Below are 17,253 nucleotides of genomic sequence, written 5' to 3' on the forward strand. Positions count from 1 at the left end.
CAGATGCTTCTTTGCTCACCAGGCGCGGCGATTACGCTGGAGGGATGACGGATGCCTCGGCCAACCCTCTCCTGTTCCCCAGCCCGCTCCCCTACAGCCTTCCGCCGTATGCACAGATCCGGCCCGAGCACTATCTGCCGGCGTTCGAGGTCGCATTCGACGAGCATCTGCAAGAGATCGCGGCGATCACCCGCGTGCGCTCCGTGCCCACGTTCGAGAACACCATGGAGCCGTTGGAGTCGAGCGGACGATTGCTGCACGACATCGCCACGGCGTTCTACACCGTCTCCTCTGCCGACGCGACCGAGGCGATCCAGCAGATCGAAGAGCAGCTCGCACCGCTGATGGCAGCCCACGAAGACGCCGTCATGCTCGACGGTGCGCTGTACCAGCGCATCAAGACCCTGCACGACGCTGTGGATGCCGCGCCCTCCGACGCCGCTGACGCCGACGCCGACGTCGCTGCCGAGAAGCGTTACCTCGTGCAGCGCTGGTATCGCGAGATGACCCATGCCGGTGCCGGACTCGACGACGAGGCCAAGGCGACGCTCACCTCGCTGAACACGCAGCTGTCGACTCTGACCACGACGTTCGAGAAGAACCTGCTTGCCGACACGAACGAACTCGCCGTGCACACCACCGACGCCGCCGACCTGGCGGGCCTCAGCGACGGCGAGCTCTCGGCGGCCGCGCAGGCTGCCAGCGACCGCGGCCTGGACGGCGGCTACCTCGTGACGCTGCCTCTGTTCACCGGCCACCCTTACCTGGCGTCGCTGCGCGACCGTTCCGTCCGGGAACGCATCATGACGGCATCCCGCTCCCGCGGCATGCGCGGCGATGCGAACGACAACCGCGCCGCCCTGCTGCAGATCGTCCGGCTGCGTGCCCAGCGCGCGGCGCTGCTCGGCTACCCCTCGCACGCGGCCTACGTCACCGCCGACGAAACCGCCGGCGACCCGCAGGCGGTGAGCGACCTGCTGCATCGGCTGGCCGTCCCCGCCGCGCGCAACGCGCACCGCGAGCAGCAGGCGCTGCAGGCCTCGATCGACGCCGGTGCGGACCGGTTCGACCTCGCTGCCCACGACTGGGCCTTCTACACCGAGAAGGTTCGCCAAGCCGAGTACGCGATCGACACCGCCGCCCTCCGGCCCTGGTTCGAGGCCGAACGCGTGCTGAAGGACGGGGTGTTCTACGCCGCAAACCGCCTGTACGGCGTCACCTTCACCGAACGCCCGGATCTGCACGCCTACCACCCGGAGGCACGCGTATTCGAAGTCCACAACGAGGACGGCTCGGCTCAGGGGCTGTACGTCCTGGACCTCTACACGCGTGATTCCAAACGCGGCGGCGCGTGGATGAACTCCATCGTCAGTCAGTCGCTGCTGCGCGGCACGAAGGCCGTCGTCGTGAACAATCTCAACGTCTCCAAGCCGGCAGACGGGATGCCGACGCTGCTCTCGCTCGACGAGGCGAACACGCTGTTCCACGAATTCGGCCACGCACTGCACGGCCTGTTCGCGACCGTGACCTATCCGCACTTCGCCGGCACCGCCGTGTTCCGTGACTTCGTGGAGTTTCCCAGCCAGGTCAACGAGATGTGGATGTTCTGGCCCGAGATCCTGGACAACTACGCCCGGCACATCGACACCGGCGAGCCGCTGCCGGCCGAGGTCGTACACAAGCTGCAGTCGACCGAGTCGTTCAACCAGGGCTTCGCCACCAGCGAGTATCTCGCCGCGGCGTGGCTCGACCAGGCGTGGCATGCCCTCAGCGCCGACGAGGCCGCGCAGGACATCGACGTCGTCGGGTTCGAGGCATCCGCCCTCGCCGGAATCGGGCTCGACAACCCGGCCGTGCCCACGCGCTACTCCTCGACCTACTTCCAGCACGTCTTCTCGGGCGGATACAGCGCCGGCTACTACTCGTACATCTGGAGCGAGGTGCTCGACGCCGACACCGTCGAGTGGTTCCGCGAGAACGGCGGGCTCACCCGCGAGAACGGCGACCGTTTCCGCGACCGGTTGCTGGGCGTCGGCGGTTCGAAGGACCCGCTCGAGGCGTACCGTGACTTCCGCGGCCGGGACGCCGAGATCGCCCCGCTGCTCAAGCGCCGCGGCCTCGACGACTGAGCAGCGCGGCCGCACAGCAGCGGCCGGCCGCAGCAGGGCGTGCGCACAGCGGCGGGGATTTCGGCGACACGCCGGTTACGGCGTCGACACGTCGGGGTGTCGGACACGATCCCCGCAGATGTGCACGGCCGCGGGGCGACTATGGAGGAACCACGCGCGGCTGCGGGGCGACCAAGAGTGAAGGATCGGGAGCAGGCATGAGCAGAGCAGACGAGCAGCGCGATGCGGTACGGGCGGCGTTCGACGAACGCGCTCCGTACTACGACCAGAGCACGATGCACCACCTGCTCGCCGCCTCTGTGGCACGGTTCGCGACCGTGCCCGAGGGCGGCACCGCGGTCGATGTGGCCACCGGCACCGGATTGGTCGTGCGCGCGCTCACCCGAGCCCGTCCCGATGTGACGGCGATCGGGGTGGACCTGTCGGCGGGCATGCTCGCCGTTGCCCGCGCCGAACTGCCGTCGGCCCAGTGGGTCCAGGCGGATGCTGCGGCCCTGCCGCTGCCTGATGGTTCGGTCGATCTCGTCACGTGCGTGGCGGCGCTGCACCTGTTCCCCGAGCCGGACGCCGCCATCGCCGAGTGGGCCCGCGTCCTGCGCCCCGGCGGCCGGGTGATAACCGCGACGTTCGCCGGTGCCGGGCACACTGCCCACGCGCACGCCGCCCACGCAGACGCCCATGCCGGGCGCGAGCACGGCGCACGCGCAGGCGAGCACCCGTACCTGCGCAACCATGAGCCGTTCGCCACTCTTGACCGCCTCCTGGGCCGGCTGGCGCCGGTCGGGCTGCGCATCCAGCGCGTGGCCACGTGGGTGCGCACCGACGACAGGGTCTTGATCGCCCTGACGCGTCTCGCGTCCTGACAGCGCAGACGCATCTCGTGCCCTGATCGGGCTCCGCAGCCGGAAGGACAAGCCGCCGGCAGCGGCGGGCTGACTCAGGCGCTCTTGCGCTTTTGGCGCAGCACCAGCGTGGGTGCCGCACCTTCTTCGACGGCGCCGCGGGTGACCACGACCTTCACGACGTCCTCGGTCGACGGGATCTCGAACATGATCGGGCCGAGCACGTCTTCGAGGATCGCCCGCAGGCCGCGCGCGCCGGTCTTGCGCGTCACGGCGAGATCGGCGATGGCCTGCAGCGCGTCGTTCTCGAACTCGAGTTCGACGTCGTCCAGCTCGAACATGCGCTGGTACTGCTTGACCAGGGCGTTCTTCGGCGTCGTCAGGATCTCCATGAGCGCCTCACGGTCCAGCGGCGATACCGATGCCACGACGGGCAGACGCCCGATGAACTCGGGGATCAGGCCGAACTTGTGCAGGTCTTCGGGCTGGACCTCGCTGAACAGGTTGAGGTCTTCGTCTTTGCGGTGCAGCGACGCCCCGAACCCGACGCCGTGCCTGCCGACGCGGGCGGAGATGATGTCTTCGAGTCCCGCGAACGCTCCGGCGACGATGAACAGCACGTTCGTCGTGTCGATCTGGATGAACTCCTGATGCGGATGCTTGCGTCCGCCCTGCGGCGGAACCGAGGCGACGGTGCCCTCGAGGATCTTCAGCAGCGCCTGCTGCACGCCCTCACCCGACACGTCGCGGGTGATCGAGGGGTTCTCGGCCTTGCGCGCGATCTTGTCGACCTCGTCGATGTAGATGATGCCGGTCTCAGCGCGCGCGGTGTCGAAGTCGGCCGCCTGCAGCAGCTTGAGCAGGATGTTCTCGACGTCTTCGCCGACGTAGCCCGCCTCGGTGAGCGCCGTCGCGTCGGCCACAGCGAACGGCACGTTCAGACGCTTTGCCAGCGTCTGCGCCAGATAGGTCTTTCCGCACCCGGTCGGCCCCAGCAGCAGGATGTTGCTCTTGGCGATCTCGATCTCGTCGACCCGCTGCTCGGCGGACTGGATCGTCGTGCGGGCCCGCACGCGCTTGTAGTGGTTGTAGACGGCCACGGCCAGCGCACGCTTCGCGTCGTCTTGTCCGACCACATATTCTTCGAGGAACGAGAAGATCTCGCGCGGCTTGGGAAGATCGAACTCCGCGACCGCGCCGTCGGCCGATTCGGCCATGCGCTCTTCGATGATCTCGTTGCACAGCTCGATGCACTCGTTGCAGATGTACACACCCGGACCGGCGATCAACTGCACGACCTGTTTCTGGCTCTTTCCGCAGAAGGAACACTTGAACAGGTCAGCACTCTCGCCGATTCGTGCCATGAGCTTCTCCTCCGGTGCTGCAGACATCCCCGGTCTGCATGATTCGAGCCTAATCGCAGGCGGCGACATCCGCCCGTATTGCGACGCGCGGCCCCGAACCGAATGCGCGGGCCCCGGCATCCATCAGAGGATGCCGGGGCCCGCGCACCGTGTTCAGGACGCGGCGATGGCGTTCTGACCGCCGCGTTTGCGCGTGGTCAGCACCTGGTCGACCAGGCCGTACTCGACGGCGTCGGTGGCCGACAGGATCTTGTCGCGGTCGATGTCCTTGTTGACCTGCTCCTGCGTGCGCTTGGAGTGGCGGGCCAGGGTCTCTTCGAGCCACGTGCGCATGCGCATGATCTCGTTGGCCTGGATCTCGATGTCCGAGGCCTGCCCCTGACCGGCCTCGCCCACGGCGGGCTGGTGGATCAGGATGCGGGCGTTGGGCAGCGCGAGCCGCTTGCCGGGGGCGCCGGCGGCCAGCAGCACGGCGGCGGCCGAGGCCGCCTGTCCGAGCACGACCGTCTGGATCTGCGGCGAGACGTACTGCATCGTGTCGTAGATCGCGGTCATCGCGGTGAACGAGCCACCGGGCGAGTTGATGTACATGACGATGTCACGGTCGGGGTCCTGGCTCTCCAACACAAGCAGCTGGGCCATCACGTCGTCGGCAGACGCGTCGTCGACCTGGACGCCGAGGAAGATCACACGGTCTTCGAACAGCTTGTTGTAGGGGTCCTGGCGCTTGTAGCCGTATGCGGTCCGCTCCTCGAACTGGGGCAGCACGTAGCGGCTGGAGGGCATCTGCAGGGCGCGGGGCGAGGTCGGAAGGCCGAAAGAGGGCGTGTTCATGAGCGTGTCTCCTTCGCGCGTCACTTGCTGGTTCCACCGCCGCCGTGCACGTCTTCGGCGTGCTCGCGGATGTGGTCGACGAATCCGTACTCCAGCGCCTCATCGGCACTGAACCAGCGGTCACGGTCACCGTCGGCGTTGATCTGCTCGACGGTCTTGCCGGTCTGCGACGCGGTGATCTCTGCGAGCCGCTTCTTCATGTCGAGGATCAGCTGCGCCTGCGTCTGGATGTCGCTGGCGGTACCGCCGAAGCCGCCGTGCGGCTGGTGCAGCAGCACACGGGCGTTGGGCGTGATGTAGCGCTTGCCCATCGTGCCGCTGGTCAGCAGCAGCTGGCCCATCGAGGCCGCCATGCCGATGCCGACCGTGACGATGTCGTTGGGCACGAACTGCATCGTGTCGTAGATCGCCATGCCGGCCGTGATCGAGCCGCCGGGCGAATTGATGTAGAGATAGATGTCCTTCTGGGAATCTTCTGCGGCGAGAAGAAGGATTTTCGCGCAGATCTCGTTGGCGTTGTCGTCGCGCACCTCTGAGCCCAGCCAGATGATGCGGTCCTTCAGCAGCCTGTCGAAGACACTCGTCGCGACAAGGGGTTCAGCCATTCCAGCTCCTGATTCGGTTGCGTGACTTCGAATCTACCGGCGCGCGGTGCGCGACCCGGCCCTGTTCGCCCTGGGCAGAGAGCGCGGCGGACCGGCACACAGAACGCGGCTTCATCGATCATGCCGACAGGCGACGAGGGGCGGATGCCGCAGCATCCACCCCTCGTCTGACTGTGCCGCGATCACTCGGCCTTGTCGGCGTCGTCCTTCTTGGCAGCGGGCTTCTTCGCGGCCGGCTTCTTGGCAGCCGGCTTCTTGGCAGCAGCCTTCTTCGCCGGCGCCTTCTCGGCCGGCTCGGCGGCCGACTCCTCAGCAGCGGACTCGGTCGCGGCGGACTCGGCCTCGGCGTCGCCGGCGTCCTCGCCGACCTCTTCGGCGATGAAGCCGGTCAGGTCGACGGTCTTGCCTTCGCTGTCGACCACGGTGACCTTGCCCAGGGCGATCGCAAGCGCCTTGTTGCGGGCGACCTCGCCGACCAGCACGGGCAGCTGCCCGTTCTGCTGCAGCGCCTCGACGAACTCCTGCGGCGCGATGCCGTACTGCGCGGCCGACTGCACGATGTACTGGGTCAGCTCGTCCTGCGAGACCTGCACGTCGTGCTTCTCGACGATCTTGTCCAGCAGCACCTGCGTGCGGAACTGCTTCTGGCTGGCCTCGGTGACCTCGGCGCGGTGCTCGTCGTCCTCCAGACGACCCTCCTGCTCGAGGTGCTCGTGCACCTGGTCTTCGACCAGCTGCTCCGGGACGGGGATGTCGACCTTGGCGAGCAGCTCTTCGACGAGCTTGTCGCGCGCGGCGGCGCCCTGCGAGAACACTGCCTGCTGTCCGACGCGCTCGGCCAGAGAGTCGCGCAGCTCGGCGATGGTGTCGAACTCGCTGGCGATCTGCGCGAAGTCGTCGTCGGCGTCGGGCAGCTCGCGCTCCTTCACGCTCTTGACGGTGACAGCGACCTCGGCCTCTTCACCGGCGTGGTCGCCGCCGATCAGCGTCGAGCGGAACGTGGTGTCTTCACCGGCGGTCAGCGAGTCGATCGCCTCGTCGATGCCCTCCAGCAGCTCGCCCGAGCCGATCTCGTACGAGACACCCTCGGCGCGGTCGATCTCGGCGTCGGCGATCGTTGCGACCATGTCCAGCTCGACGAAGTCGCCGGCCTTGGCGGGACGGTCGACCGTGATCAGCGTGCCGAAGCGGCCGCGCAGGCGGTCGAGCTCTTCGTCGACCGCGGCTGCATCGTTCTCAGCGGCGTCGACCGTGATGGTCGTTCCCTCGTACTCGGGCAGGTCGAAGTCGGGACGCACGTCGACCTCGATCTCGACCTTCAGGTCGCCCGAGAAGTCCTTCTCGTTGGGCCATTCGACGATCTCGGCGTTCGGGCGGCCCACGATGCGCACTTCGTGCGCGTTCACGGCCTCGCGGTAGAACCCGTCCAGGCCCTCGTTGACGGCGTGCTCGAGGACGGCGCCACGACCGACGCGCTGGTCGATGATGGGAGCCGGCACCTTGCCCTTGCGGAAACCGGGGACCTGCACGTCCTGAGCGATGTGCTCATACGCGTGGGTGATGCTGGGCTTGAGCTCATCGGGGGTGACGCTGACATGCAGCTTCACTCGAGTGGGGCTGAGCTGTTCGACGGTGCTCGTGACCATGCCTTTTCGTTCTCCTCTGGTTCGGGCACGCGGACGTGTCGGCTTAAGGTCTGGGTCTGTTGGGCCGTGACGTCGGGGCGACAGGATTTGAACCTGCGGCCTCCCGCTCCCAAAGCGGGCGCTCTACCAAGCTGAGCTACGCCCCGGGGCGCATAGCGCCGAAACGGCCTGCACAAGCCTACCGGACAGCGCTGGAAAAGCCGCGCGCAGTCTGTGACGCCCCCAATGCACCGCCGAAGACCCCCGCGGTGTCCGAGAGCGGCGCCGCCGTCCGGTAGAGTGTCATGGTCGCGCCAGCGGCACGGGGATGTAGCTCAATGGTAGAGCCTCAGTCTTCCAAACTGATTACGCGGGTTCGATTCCCGTCATCCCCTCCACCCCTCGGTCTCAGTGGCCTGAATGCGCCAGCCGGTGCTCTTCGCGGTAGATGCGGGCGTTCTCCAGCAGCCCCGCCTTCTCCTGCTCGCTCAGCTCCCGACGAACCTTGGCGGGCACGCCGGCCACCAGCGACCCCGCCGGGATCTGGGCGTTCTCCAGCACGACCGCACCGCCTGCCACGAGGCATCCTGCACCGATCTTCGCGCCGTTGAGCACGACGGCGCCCATCCCGATCAGTGAGCCGTCGCCGATCGTGCAGCCATGCACGACGGCGTTGTGCCCGACCGAGACGTTCTCGCCGATCACCACCGGAGATCCGCGGTCGACATGCACCGACACATTGTCCTGCAGGTTGCTGCCGGCACCGACCGTGATCGAGTCGCCGTCGGCACGCAGCACGGCGTTGTACCAGACACTGGCCTGGGTGCCCAGGGTCACCGCCCCGACCACACGTGCACCGGCGGCGACGAACGCGCTCGATGCGATCACCGGGCTCTCGCCGTTGACGGACAGGATGCTGGCAGCTGCGTCGACGCTCATGCCGCCACGATATCCGCCCCGCCCACCGGCCGTGTGAACCGGAAGTTCAATGCAATTCTGCAGACATACCTCTTTCACCCGCCGCGCGGCGGCGCGGCCCGCACAAGCCCAGATAGGCCCAGCCAAGCCCAGCCTTGTCTTGCTTGCGGAATGAACCCCAGTGCGTAGCGTTGCATTCAGTAGCTGCCGTACCGAACCGGAGGTCATGACATGCCCAATACCCACACCACCGCGCTCGCCGCCGTCGATCCGACGGTGGCGGCAGGATCCGCACAGTTCCTCACGCCTGTGACGCTCGGCCTGCAGGCCCTGGCCGTGAACGGAAAGCAGGCGCACTGGAACGTGCGCGGCGCGAACTTCATCGCCATCCACGAGCTGCTGGACACGGTCGTCGCCCACGCGCAGGGCTGGGCAGACGAGGCCGCCGAGCGCGTGGTGGCACTCGGACTTCCCATCGACGCGCGGCTGGACACGGTCGCGGCCAACGTCGATGCCACGAAGGTGGCCGCCGGATTCACGCCGTGGGAAGAGACGGTGCGCGCCGTCATCGCCGACATGGACGGCGTGATCGCCTCGCTGCAGGCCGCCGTCGATGGGCTCGACGAGATCGACCTGACCAGTCAGGACATCGCGATCGGCATCAAGGCCGGTATCGAGAAGGACCGCTGGCTGCTGGTCGCCCACCTCGCCGAGTAGGCGCCACACGCTACGCACGAAGCCCCCGGACCACACTCCGGGGGCTTCGTGCGTGGCGTCACGGCTGGGTGGGTCGGGCTCACGCCTGGCAGCGCGGGCACCAGTAGAGCTTGCGGGACGCCGCCTCTTCGACGACGATCGCGGTGCCGCACACCCGACACGGCAGCCCTGCGCGGTGATAGACCCAGTGCCGATCATCGCGGTTGGCCATCGCGTTGCGATACGACTCGGCATCCAGACCGTCCATCGTCATCATCTGACCGGTCTCGACGCCGATGGACAGCAGTCGCACCCAGTCGTGCCACAGCCCCCGCACGATCTCTTCGGGCACGTCGCGTCCGGGGGTGTGCGGGTTCTGCCGTGCGCGGAACAGCAGTTCGGCCCGGTACACGTTGCCGATGCCGCTGACGACGCTCTGGTCCATCAGGAGCAGCCCGATCGGGGTGGGCTTGCGCCTCACCGTGGCGACGAACCGCTCCTCCCCCTCGGAGGGGTCGCCCACCAGGGGATCGGGCCCCAGCCTGGCGACCGTGGCCGCCATCTCATCCGGGGACTGCAGCTCGCACGCGGTCGGTCCGCGCAGGTCGGCGCAGGTGATCTCGGTCAGAAGCCGCAGCCGCACCTGTCCGACCACCGGCGGCGGCCACTGTGCGCCCTCGTCGCCGAGCCCGGTGGTCTGCTCCGACATGCGCACGTGCACGCGTGCGCGGCGCGGCGCTCCGATGGAGGTCAGCGAGTTCTCACCCGCGGCATCCATCACCGTCTCCCCCGCACCTGACGGGTCACCGTCGAGGTCCGTGCCGCGCTGGTTGGTCTGGCCCATCCGGCCGTTGGCAGAGGCGATGGTCGGGTCGACGAGGATCTCGCCGGCGAAGTCCCACGCCCCGTAGATGCCCAGATGCACTCGCAGCCAGAGGTCGTCGTCGAACGACATGAACATCTGCTTGCCGACGGCCTGCACTTCGGTGGCCACTCGCCCCGACAGCATCGACGCACCCTCGACGAAGCGCCCCTGCGGGCTGGATGCCGCAACCTCGCGCCCGATCATGTTGCGATCGAACTGACGGGCGATGCGATGAACGGAGTGCCCTTCGGGCATCAGAGCGCTGCGCGGGGGTCGGGGAGCAGGCTGCCGTCCTGTTCGAAGGCACGGATCTGCGCGATGCGCCGCGCGTGCCGCTCTTCGGCGGAGAAGGGTGTCGCGATGAATCGGTCGATGAAGCCTGCCGCTTCTTCGAAGGCGTGCTGACGCGCCCCGATCGCGATCACGTTGGCGTCGTTGTGCTGGCGGGCAAGCTCGGCCGTGGACATGTTCCACACCAGCGCTGCACGGATGCCGACGACCTTGTTCGCCGAGATCTGCTCGCCGTTGCCCGACCCACCGAACACGACGCCCAGCGTCTCGATCCCCGCCGCCTGGTCGCGCACCACGGCCTGCGCCGCGCGGATGCAGAACGCGGGGTAATCGTCCACCGCGTCGTACTCGACGGGACCGTGGTCGACGACCTCGTGCCCCTGCTCTGACAAATGCTGCTGCAGCCGCGTGGAGAACTCGAGCCCCGCGTGATCGGTGGCGATGTGGATCCGCATGCCGCCATCCTATTCGGCCGGCGCAGGCTCGGTCCGGGCATAGAATTGCGATATAGTTAATTCACTATGCCACTATCTCCGAACGAACGCCCGCTGTACGAAGTGAAGGCGAATCTGTTCAAGGGGCTCGCGCACCCGCTGCGCATCCGCATCCTCGAGCTGCTCTCGGCGTCGCCCGAAGTCTCCGTCGCCGTCCTGCAGGAGGAGACAGGTCTGGCCAACCCGCACCTGTCGCAGCATCTCGCCGTCCTGCGCCGTCACCGGCTCGTCGTCTCGGAACGGCGCGCAAGCCACGTCTTCTACCGGCTCGCCGATGGGCGCACCGCGCAACTGCTCGCCGTCGCCCGCGCCCTGCTGCTGGGGATCCTCGAGGCCGACGGGGCGCTCCTCGACGAGGCCCGCGGCCTGCCGGACGTCGCCGGATCCGCAGGATGACCCGGCCCGCACCGCACGCGCTGCGACCCGGCTCCGGCCACCGCTTCGCGGCATATCTCGCGGGCCTGCTCCCTTCCGCGCGCGACGTCCGCGGCCTGGGCCGCACCTGGCGCACGGATCTGCTCGCCGGGCTCACCGTCGGCATCGTCGCGCTGCCGCTGGCACTGGGGTTCGGCGTCAGCTCGGGCGTCAGCGCCGAGGCGGGACTGGTGACCGCGATCATCGCCGGCGTCCTGGCGGCGGTGTTCGGCGGATCCAATGTGCAGGTCTCGGGACCCACCGGCGCCATGGTCGTGGTGCTGCTGCCCATCGTCGCCACCCACGGTGTGGGTGCCGTGGCCGCTGTGAGCGTGATGGCGGGTGTGATCGTGCTGGCGGCCGGGGCCCTGCGGATGGGCCGGGCGATCTCGTTCATCCCCTGGCCGGTGATCGAGGGCTTCACCCTCGGCATCGCCGTCATCATCTTCATGCAGCAGGTGCCGCTGATCGCCTCACCGCACCAGGCGGCCGCGGGCGAGCACAGCTCTAACGCGATCGTGGCCGCAGTGCAGTCGCTGGCGGGCGCCGACCTCGCCTACATGCCGTGGTCGCTGGGCGCCGTGCTCGTGGTGGTCGCAATCATGCTCACCGCCCCGCGCATCCACCGCGCACTGCCGGGCTCGTTGATCGGCATCATCGTGGTGGCGGTGATCGCCGTGGTCGTGCATGCACCCCTCGCGGTGATCGGCACCCTTCCGAACACCTTGCCGGCTCCCAGCCTTCCCACCCTGGATCCCGGAACGCTCGTAGACCTGGTCATGCCCGCGCTGACGGTCGCGGCCCTCGCGGCGATCGAGTCGCTGCTCTCTGCCCGCGTCGCCGCATCCATGGCTGACACCGGCGCCTACGATCCCGACCGCGAGCTGGTCGGGCAGGGCATCGCCTCCATCGGATCGGGACTGTTCGGCGGGATGCCGGCGACCGGCGCGATCGCGCGCACGGCCGTCAACGTCCGCTCGGGCGGCCGCACCCGGCTCGCATCCGTCTTCCACGCACTGGTGCTTCTGACCGTGGTGCTCGTGGCGGCCGGGCCTGTCGGCCGCATTCCGCTGGCAGCGCTGGCCGGTGTGCTCATGATCACCGCCGTCCGGATGGTGCGCCTGCAGACGATGCGCTCGATCCTGCGCTCGACGCGCTCAGACGCCACCGGGTTCATCGTGACGGCGCTGGTGACCGTGTCGGTCGACCTCATCGTGGCCGTGCTCATCGGCGTGCTGTGCGCGGGCTTCTTCGCGATCCGCAATCTGTCCCGTGCCACCGGAATCCGACGCGAACCCATCAGCGGTGACGCGCACCCCGGCGACGATCGCATCGCCATCATCCGGTTCGACGGGCCGCTGTTCTTCGCCGCCGCCGACCGCGTGTTCACGGCGGTCACGAAGGTCGCGAGCGTCGAGGTGGTCATCCTGCGCATGTCGCAGCTCGAACTGGTCGACGCCACCGGCGCCCACATCCTCAGCGACATCGTGCAGACGCTCGAACGCCGACGCGTCACCGTCCTCATCAAGGGCGTCCAGCCCGGGCACGAAGACCTGTTCCGCACGGTCGGAGTGCTCGGCTCGCTGCGCCATCACAACCATCTGTTCACCGCAATGGACGACGCCGTCGATCACGCGCGATCGCACATCGATCGCAACGACGCCGCGCGAAGCGCTTAGGCTGGTGAGGTTGTCGCCGTCGCCAGCAGCGTCGGCCGCGGCATCCATCCGCCCACACCCACGGGAGCATTGCAGTGCCAGGAGAGAACCTCACCCGCATCGAGGCGCAGGAGCGCCGTGCCATCGTCGACACCCAGGAATACGACGTCGCACTCGACCTGACCCAGGGGCCGGAGGTCTTCCGCTCCACCACAACGGTGCGCTTCGCCGCAACCGAAGGAGCGTCGACATTCATCGACCTGATTGCGCGCGAGGTGCACGCGATCACCCTCAACGGTCGCTCGCTGGACCCTGCCGCCGTGTACGCCGACTCGCGCATCGCGCTCAGCGGACTCGCCGCGCACAACGAGCTGGTCGTGGACGCCGACTGCCTGTACACGAACACGGGCGAGGGTCTGCACCGCTTCGTCGACCCGGTCGACGACGAGGTCTATCTGTACTCGCAGTTCGAGGTGCCCGACGCCCGCCGCATGTACGCCGTGTTCGAACAGCCCGACCTGAAGGCCGGCTTCCAGTTCACCGTCACGGCGCCGGCGAGCTGGAAGATCATCTCCAACTCGCCGACGCCCGAGCCGGTGGCAGTGGATGCCGCCACGGCGACGTGGACGTTCACTCGCACGCCGCGCATCTCGTCATACATCACCGCGCTGGTCGCCGGCCCCTATGAGGCGACCTACTCGGAGCTGACCAGCGCATCCGGCCGTGTCATTCCGCTGGGCGTGTTCGCCCGCAAGAGCCTGTGGCAGTACATGGACGCCGACTACATCTTCGAGAAGACACGGCAGGGATTCGCGTACTACGAAGAGCGCTTCGGGGTGCCGTACCCGTTCGAGAAGTACGACCAGATGTTCGTGCCCGAATACAACGCAGGCGCCATGGAGAATGCCGGTGCGGTGACTTTCACCGAGACGTATGTCTTCCGCAGCAAGGTCACCGACGCGGTCAAGGAGCGCCGGGTCGTCACGATCCTGCACGAGCTCGCGCACATGTGGTTCGGCGACCTGGTGACCATGAAGTGGTGGAACGACCTGTGGCTGAACGAGTCGTTCGCCGAGTGGGCCTCGACGATCGCCACCGCCGAGGCCACCGAGTGGACCGAGGCGTGGACCACGTTCAACGCGATGGAGAAGAGTTGGGCGTACCGGCAGGACCAGCTGCCCTCGACCCACCCGGTCGTGGCCACGATCAACGACCTCCAAGACGTCCAGGTCAACTTCGACGGCATCACCTATGCCAAGGGTGGATCGGTGCTCAAGCAGCTGACCGCCTGGGTCGGCATCGACGCGTTCTTCGCCGGGGTCGCCGCCTACTTCCAGAAGCACCAGTGGGGCAACACCGAACTGAAAGACCTGCTCGCCGAGCTCGAGGTCACCAGCGGCCGCGACCTCTCAGCCTGGTCGAAGAAGTGGCTCGAGACGGCAGGCGTCAACACTCTCTCGCCGCTGATCGTGGATGATGCGGACGGCGTGATCACCCGCTTCGGCGTGGTGCAGACCGCGCCCGCCGACTATCCGACGATCCGCCCGCACCGCCTCGGCATCGGGTTCTACAACCTCCAGGACGAAGCTCTCGTGCGCGTGCACCACATCGAGCTGGACGTGGACGGCGACCGCACGGACGTGCCCGAGCTGAAGGGTCTGAAGCGCCCCGACCTCGTGCTGCTCAACGACGACGATCTTGCCTACGCGAAGATCCGTCTCGACGAGAAGTCGCTGGCGACCGCGATCGCCCACCTCGACAAGATCAGCGATCCGCTGGCGCGCTCGCTGGTGTGGGGCGCCGCATGGGACCAGACCCGCGACGCGGAGTCCTCGCCGAGCGACTACGTCGACCTGGTACTGGGAAACATCGGCGCCGAGACCGAGTCTACGACCATTCGCACGACGCTGAGCCAGCTTCTGCTGGCCGCCAACGCGTACGTCGCCCCCGCGCACCGCGACCAGACCCGCGAGCGTGTGGCCGACGGCCTCTGGGCTCTCGCGCAGGCCGCCGAGTCCGGCAGCGACAGCCAGCTGCAGCTCGTGACGGCCTTCGCCGCAGCGGCTGCCACCGACGCGCAGTGGGCCCAGGTGCGCAGCCTGCGTGACGGCCAGACGGTGCTCGAGGGCCTTCAGATCGACGCCGACCTCTCTTGGCAGCTGCTGATCTCACTGGCCGCCGGCGGCGCGGTCGACGCCGATACGATCGACGCCGCCCACGCCGCCGACAACACGGCCAAGGGCGCCGAGCTCGCAGCGCAGGCGAAGGCAGCCCTGCCTGATGCGGCATCCAAGCAGATCGCATGGGACAGCCTGATCGTCCACCACGACCTGCCCAACACGGTCGTGCGCTCGGCCGCCGCGGGCTTCGTGCACCCCGCCGGAGCCGCCGCGCTCGAGCCGTTCGTCGCCCAGTACTTCGACATGCTGCTGCCGATCTGGAACTCGCGAACCTATCAGATCGCGCACTACCTGATCAGCGGGCTGTATCCGGCACCGCTGGCGAACACCGCACTGCGCGACGCCACCCGCACCTGGCTCGCCGAGAACGACGACGCACCTGCCGCGCTGCGCCGGATCGTCGCCGAGAACCTGGCGGGTGTGGAGCGCGCGCTGGCGGTGCAGGCCCGCGACGCGCAGGACTGACACGCATCGGCCTGCGGTACCGGTTCGCCTCGCGTGAATCGGTACCGCGGGACGATGTGGGATGCTTCGACCGCCCGATAGCGTCGAAGCATGATCACAGCAGAAGGCCTGACGAAGAGATTCGGGGCGAAGACCGCGGTCGACGACATCTCGTTCACCGTGCAACCCGGCAAGGTCACCGGGTTCTTGGGACCGAACGGTGCCGGCAAATCCACCACGATGCGCATGATCGTGGGACTGGACCGTCCCACGGCAGGCAGCGTGACCGTCAGCGGCGCCCGCTACGCCTCGATGCGCGCTCCCCTGCGTGAGGTCGGCGTGCTCCTGGATGCGAAGGCGGTCCACACCGGCCGCACCGCCCGCAGCCACCTGCGCGCCATGGCCGCCACCCACGGCATCCCGAACCGCCGCGTCGACGAGGTGATCGAGATCGCCGGCATCGGCTCGGTCGCGCGCAAACGCGCCGGCAAGTTCTCGCTGGGCATGGGCCAGCGGCTGGGCATCGCTGCGGCGCTGCTCGGCGACCCACACACGCTGATCCTGGACGAACCGGTCAATGGCCTGGACCCCGAGGGAGTGCGCTGGGTGCGCCAGTTCGTGCGCCACGCCGCGTCCGAGGGGCGCACAGTGCTGCTGTCGAGCCATCTGATGAGCGAGATGTCGCAGACCGCCGACCACGTCATCGTGCTCGGCCGCGGCAAAGTGCTCGCCGATGCGCCGCTGGGCGACCTCGTGCGCGCATGGACCACGGCCACCGTCCGGGTGTCCAGCCCCCGCGCCGCCGAGTTGGTCTCTCTCATCGGCGGCCCTGGCGTCGAGGTGACCGCGACCGCCCCCAGCATGCTGCAGCTGACGGGCATCACCGCAGCCCGCATCGGCGACACCGCCGCAGCCCACGGCATCCCCCTGCACGAGCTGACGCAGACGACGGGGTCGCTCGAAGACGCGTACCTCGCCCTCACCGAAGGCTCGGTCGAATACAAGACCAAGGAGATCGCATGACCACCGCACTCGAGCCCACGCAGGCCGCATCTCCGACCGCGCCGCTCGCCGGAGCCGTACCCGACGGCGTGCGCCTGACCTTCACCCGACTGTTGCGCAGCGAGACCATCAAGCTGCTGACCCTGCGCTCGACCTGGTGGTCGATCATCGTGGTCGCCGTGCTGTCGATCGGGATCTCGGCTCTGATCGCCGCCTCGATCGGCTCGTTCTCGCGAGGGGATGTCTCGGGCTCCATCCCGATGGCGGTGATCGCACCCATCCAGTTCACGATGCTGCTGGCCGGGGCCCTCGGCGCCATCGCAGTGACCGGCGAGTACTCCACGGGCATGATCCGCTCGACCCTGACGGCACAACCCCGCCGCGGCGCGGTGCTGGCCGCGAAGACGATCGTGGTCGCCGTGCTGCTGGCCGTTGTCAGCCTGGTCGTCTTCGCCCTCGCACTGATTCCCGTCGCCGCGATCCTGCAGGTCGCACCCTTCGCGGCCGGCGTCGCCGAGACGGTGCAGCCGATTCTGTACGCCGCGCTGTCGATGGCGGTGTTCGCCGTGATCGGTCTGGCATTCGGATTCATCCTGCGCAACGGACCCGGTGCGATCGCCGCCACGGTGGGGGTGCTGTTCGTGCTGCCGATCGTGGGCTCGATCTTCCCCTCCGAGGGGTCGTGGAGCTGGCTCCACGAGGCAGCGCAGTATCTGCCGATGTCGGCCGCTCAGGCGCTGACCACCCCGGCCGGCACCGACGGCGTGCTCAGTGTTCCGGTGGCGCTGGTCACCCTCGGATGCTGGGTGGTGGCCGGTCTTCTCGGCGCGTGGGCGGTTCTGCGCACCCGCGACGCGTAATCTTCTCGGCCACGGACGTCGCTGTGTCGCGC

Annotated in this window: 15 protein-coding genes and 2 tRNA genes; 9 read left to right on the forward strand and 8 right to left on the reverse strand. The window is 68.2% G+C overall.

Annotated features, from left to right (window positions below; genetic code table 11):
- Positions 1–44 precede the first annotated feature (44 nt).
- Together QU603_RS08585 and QU603_RS08590 are read left to right on the forward strand one after the other, a co-directional pair.
- A complete protein-coding gene (locus QU603_RS08585; protein WP_308490976.1) occupies positions 45–2,129 on the forward strand; it encodes a M3 family metallopeptidase in 2,085 nt (694 codons plus the stop codon).
- Between the two features lie 197 nt (positions 2,130–2,326).
- Positions 2,327–2,992, forward strand: coding sequence for a class I SAM-dependent methyltransferase (locus tag QU603_RS08590; RefSeq protein ID WP_308490977.1), 666 nt, complete (start codon positions 2,327–2,329; stop codon positions 2,990–2,992).
- A gap of 74 nt (positions 2,993–3,066) precedes the next feature.
- Here QU603_RS08590 and clpX read toward each other — a convergent pair whose 3' ends face one another.
- The 5 genes from clpX to QU603_RS08615 form a co-directional block, all read right to left on the reverse strand.
- Positions 3,067–4,335 carry an ATP-dependent Clp protease ATP-binding subunit ClpX gene (clpX, locus tag QU603_RS08595; protein WP_308493986.1) on the reverse strand — a complete coding sequence of 423 codons (1,269 nt, stop codon included), beginning with the start codon at positions 4,333–4,335 and terminating at the stop codon, positions 3,067–3,069.
- Positions 4,336–4,488: 153 nt separating this feature from the next.
- Positions 4,489–5,169 carry an ATP-dependent Clp protease proteolytic subunit gene (locus QU603_RS08600; RefSeq protein WP_308490978.1) on the reverse strand — a complete coding sequence of 227 codons (681 nt, stop codon included), beginning with the start codon at positions 5,167–5,169 and terminating at the stop codon, positions 4,489–4,491.
- 20 nt (positions 5,170–5,189) lie between these two features.
- Positions 5,190–5,774 carry an ATP-dependent Clp protease proteolytic subunit gene (locus QU603_RS08605; protein WP_308490979.1) on the reverse strand — a complete coding sequence of 195 codons (585 nt, stop codon included), beginning with the start codon at positions 5,772–5,774 and terminating at the stop codon, positions 5,190–5,192.
- 182 nt (positions 5,775–5,956) lie between these two features.
- Complete coding sequence (gene tig / locus QU603_RS08610) at positions 5,957–7,420, reverse strand: trigger factor (protein WP_308490980.1); 1,464 nt, start codon at positions 7,418–7,420, stop codon at positions 5,957–5,959.
- Between the two features lie 72 nt (positions 7,421–7,492).
- Positions 7,493–7,566: transfer RNA gene (locus QU603_RS08615), tRNA-Pro, on the reverse strand.
- Positions 7,567–7,723: 157 nt separating this feature from the next.
- On the opposite strand from QU603_RS08615, the gene QU603_RS08620 reads away from it, so the two are divergent.
- Positions 7,724–7,797, forward strand: a tRNA-Gly gene (locus QU603_RS08620).
- 10 nt (positions 7,798–7,807) lie between these two features.
- Here the strand turns inward: QU603_RS08620 and QU603_RS08625 are convergent.
- Positions 7,808–8,338, reverse strand: coding sequence for a gamma carbonic anhydrase family protein (locus QU603_RS08625; RefSeq protein ID WP_308490981.1), 531 nt, complete (start codon positions 8,336–8,338; stop codon positions 7,808–7,810).
- A 210-nt stretch (positions 8,339–8,548) separates the two neighbouring features.
- On the opposite strand from QU603_RS08625, the gene QU603_RS08630 reads away from it, so the two are divergent.
- Positions 8,549–9,034: a Dps family protein gene (locus QU603_RS08630; protein ID WP_308490982.1), complete on the forward strand. Its 486-nt coding sequence runs from the start codon at positions 8,549–8,551 to the stop codon at positions 9,032–9,034.
- 79 nt (positions 9,035–9,113) lie between these two features.
- Here QU603_RS08630 and QU603_RS08635 read toward each other — a convergent pair whose 3' ends face one another.
- Together QU603_RS08635 and QU603_RS08640 are read right to left on the reverse strand one after the other, a co-directional pair.
- The gene (locus tag QU603_RS08635) at positions 9,114–10,133 is read right to left on the reverse strand and encodes an Fpg/Nei family DNA glycosylase (RefSeq protein WP_308490983.1); all 1,020 of its coding nucleotides are present in this window, start codon (positions 10,131–10,133) and stop codon (positions 9,114–9,116) included.
- Positions 10,133–10,624 carry a ribose-5-phosphate isomerase gene (locus QU603_RS08640; protein ID WP_308490984.1) on the reverse strand — a complete coding sequence of 164 codons (492 nt, stop codon included), beginning with the start codon at positions 10,622–10,624 and terminating at the stop codon, positions 10,133–10,135. The genes QU603_RS08635 and QU603_RS08640 overlap by 1 nt, the downstream gene beginning before the upstream one ends.
- Before the next feature lie 66 nt (positions 10,625–10,690).
- Here QU603_RS08640 and QU603_RS08645 point away from each other — a divergent pair, with 66 nt between their 5' ends.
- The 5 genes from QU603_RS08645 (at position 10,691) to QU603_RS08665 (ending at position 17,221) form a co-directional block, all read left to right on the forward strand.
- On the forward strand, positions 10,691–11,059 hold the full coding sequence (locus QU603_RS08645) for an ArsR/SmtB family transcription factor (protein WP_308490985.1): 369 nt from the start codon (positions 10,691–10,693) through the stop codon (positions 11,057–11,059).
- Positions 11,056–12,756, forward strand: coding sequence for a SulP family inorganic anion transporter (locus QU603_RS08650; RefSeq protein ID WP_308490986.1), 1,701 nt, complete (start codon positions 11,056–11,058; stop codon positions 12,754–12,756). Before QU603_RS08645 ends, QU603_RS08650 begins: the two co-directional genes overlap by 4 nt.
- A gap of 74 nt (positions 12,757–12,830) precedes the next feature.
- Positions 12,831–15,380 (forward strand): aminopeptidase N, encoded by a 2,550-nt coding sequence (gene pepN / locus QU603_RS08655; RefSeq protein WP_308490987.1) that lies wholly within the window; start codon positions 12,831–12,833, stop codon positions 15,378–15,380.
- 90 nt (positions 15,381–15,470) lie between these two features.
- Positions 15,471–16,382: an ABC transporter ATP-binding protein gene (locus QU603_RS08660; RefSeq protein WP_308490988.1), complete on the forward strand. Its 912-nt coding sequence runs from the start codon at positions 15,471–15,473 to the stop codon at positions 16,380–16,382.
- Positions 16,379–17,221, forward strand: coding sequence for an ABC transporter permease (locus QU603_RS08665; protein WP_308490989.1), 843 nt, complete (start codon positions 16,379–16,381; stop codon positions 17,219–17,221). The genes QU603_RS08660 and QU603_RS08665 overlap by 4 nt, the downstream gene beginning before the upstream one ends.
- Positions 17,222–17,253 lie beyond the last annotated feature (32 nt).

The organism is Microbacterium terrisoli (assembly GCF_030866805.1).
Lineage (GTDB): Bacteria > Actinomycetota > Actinomycetes > Actinomycetales > Microbacteriaceae > Microbacterium > Microbacterium terrisoli.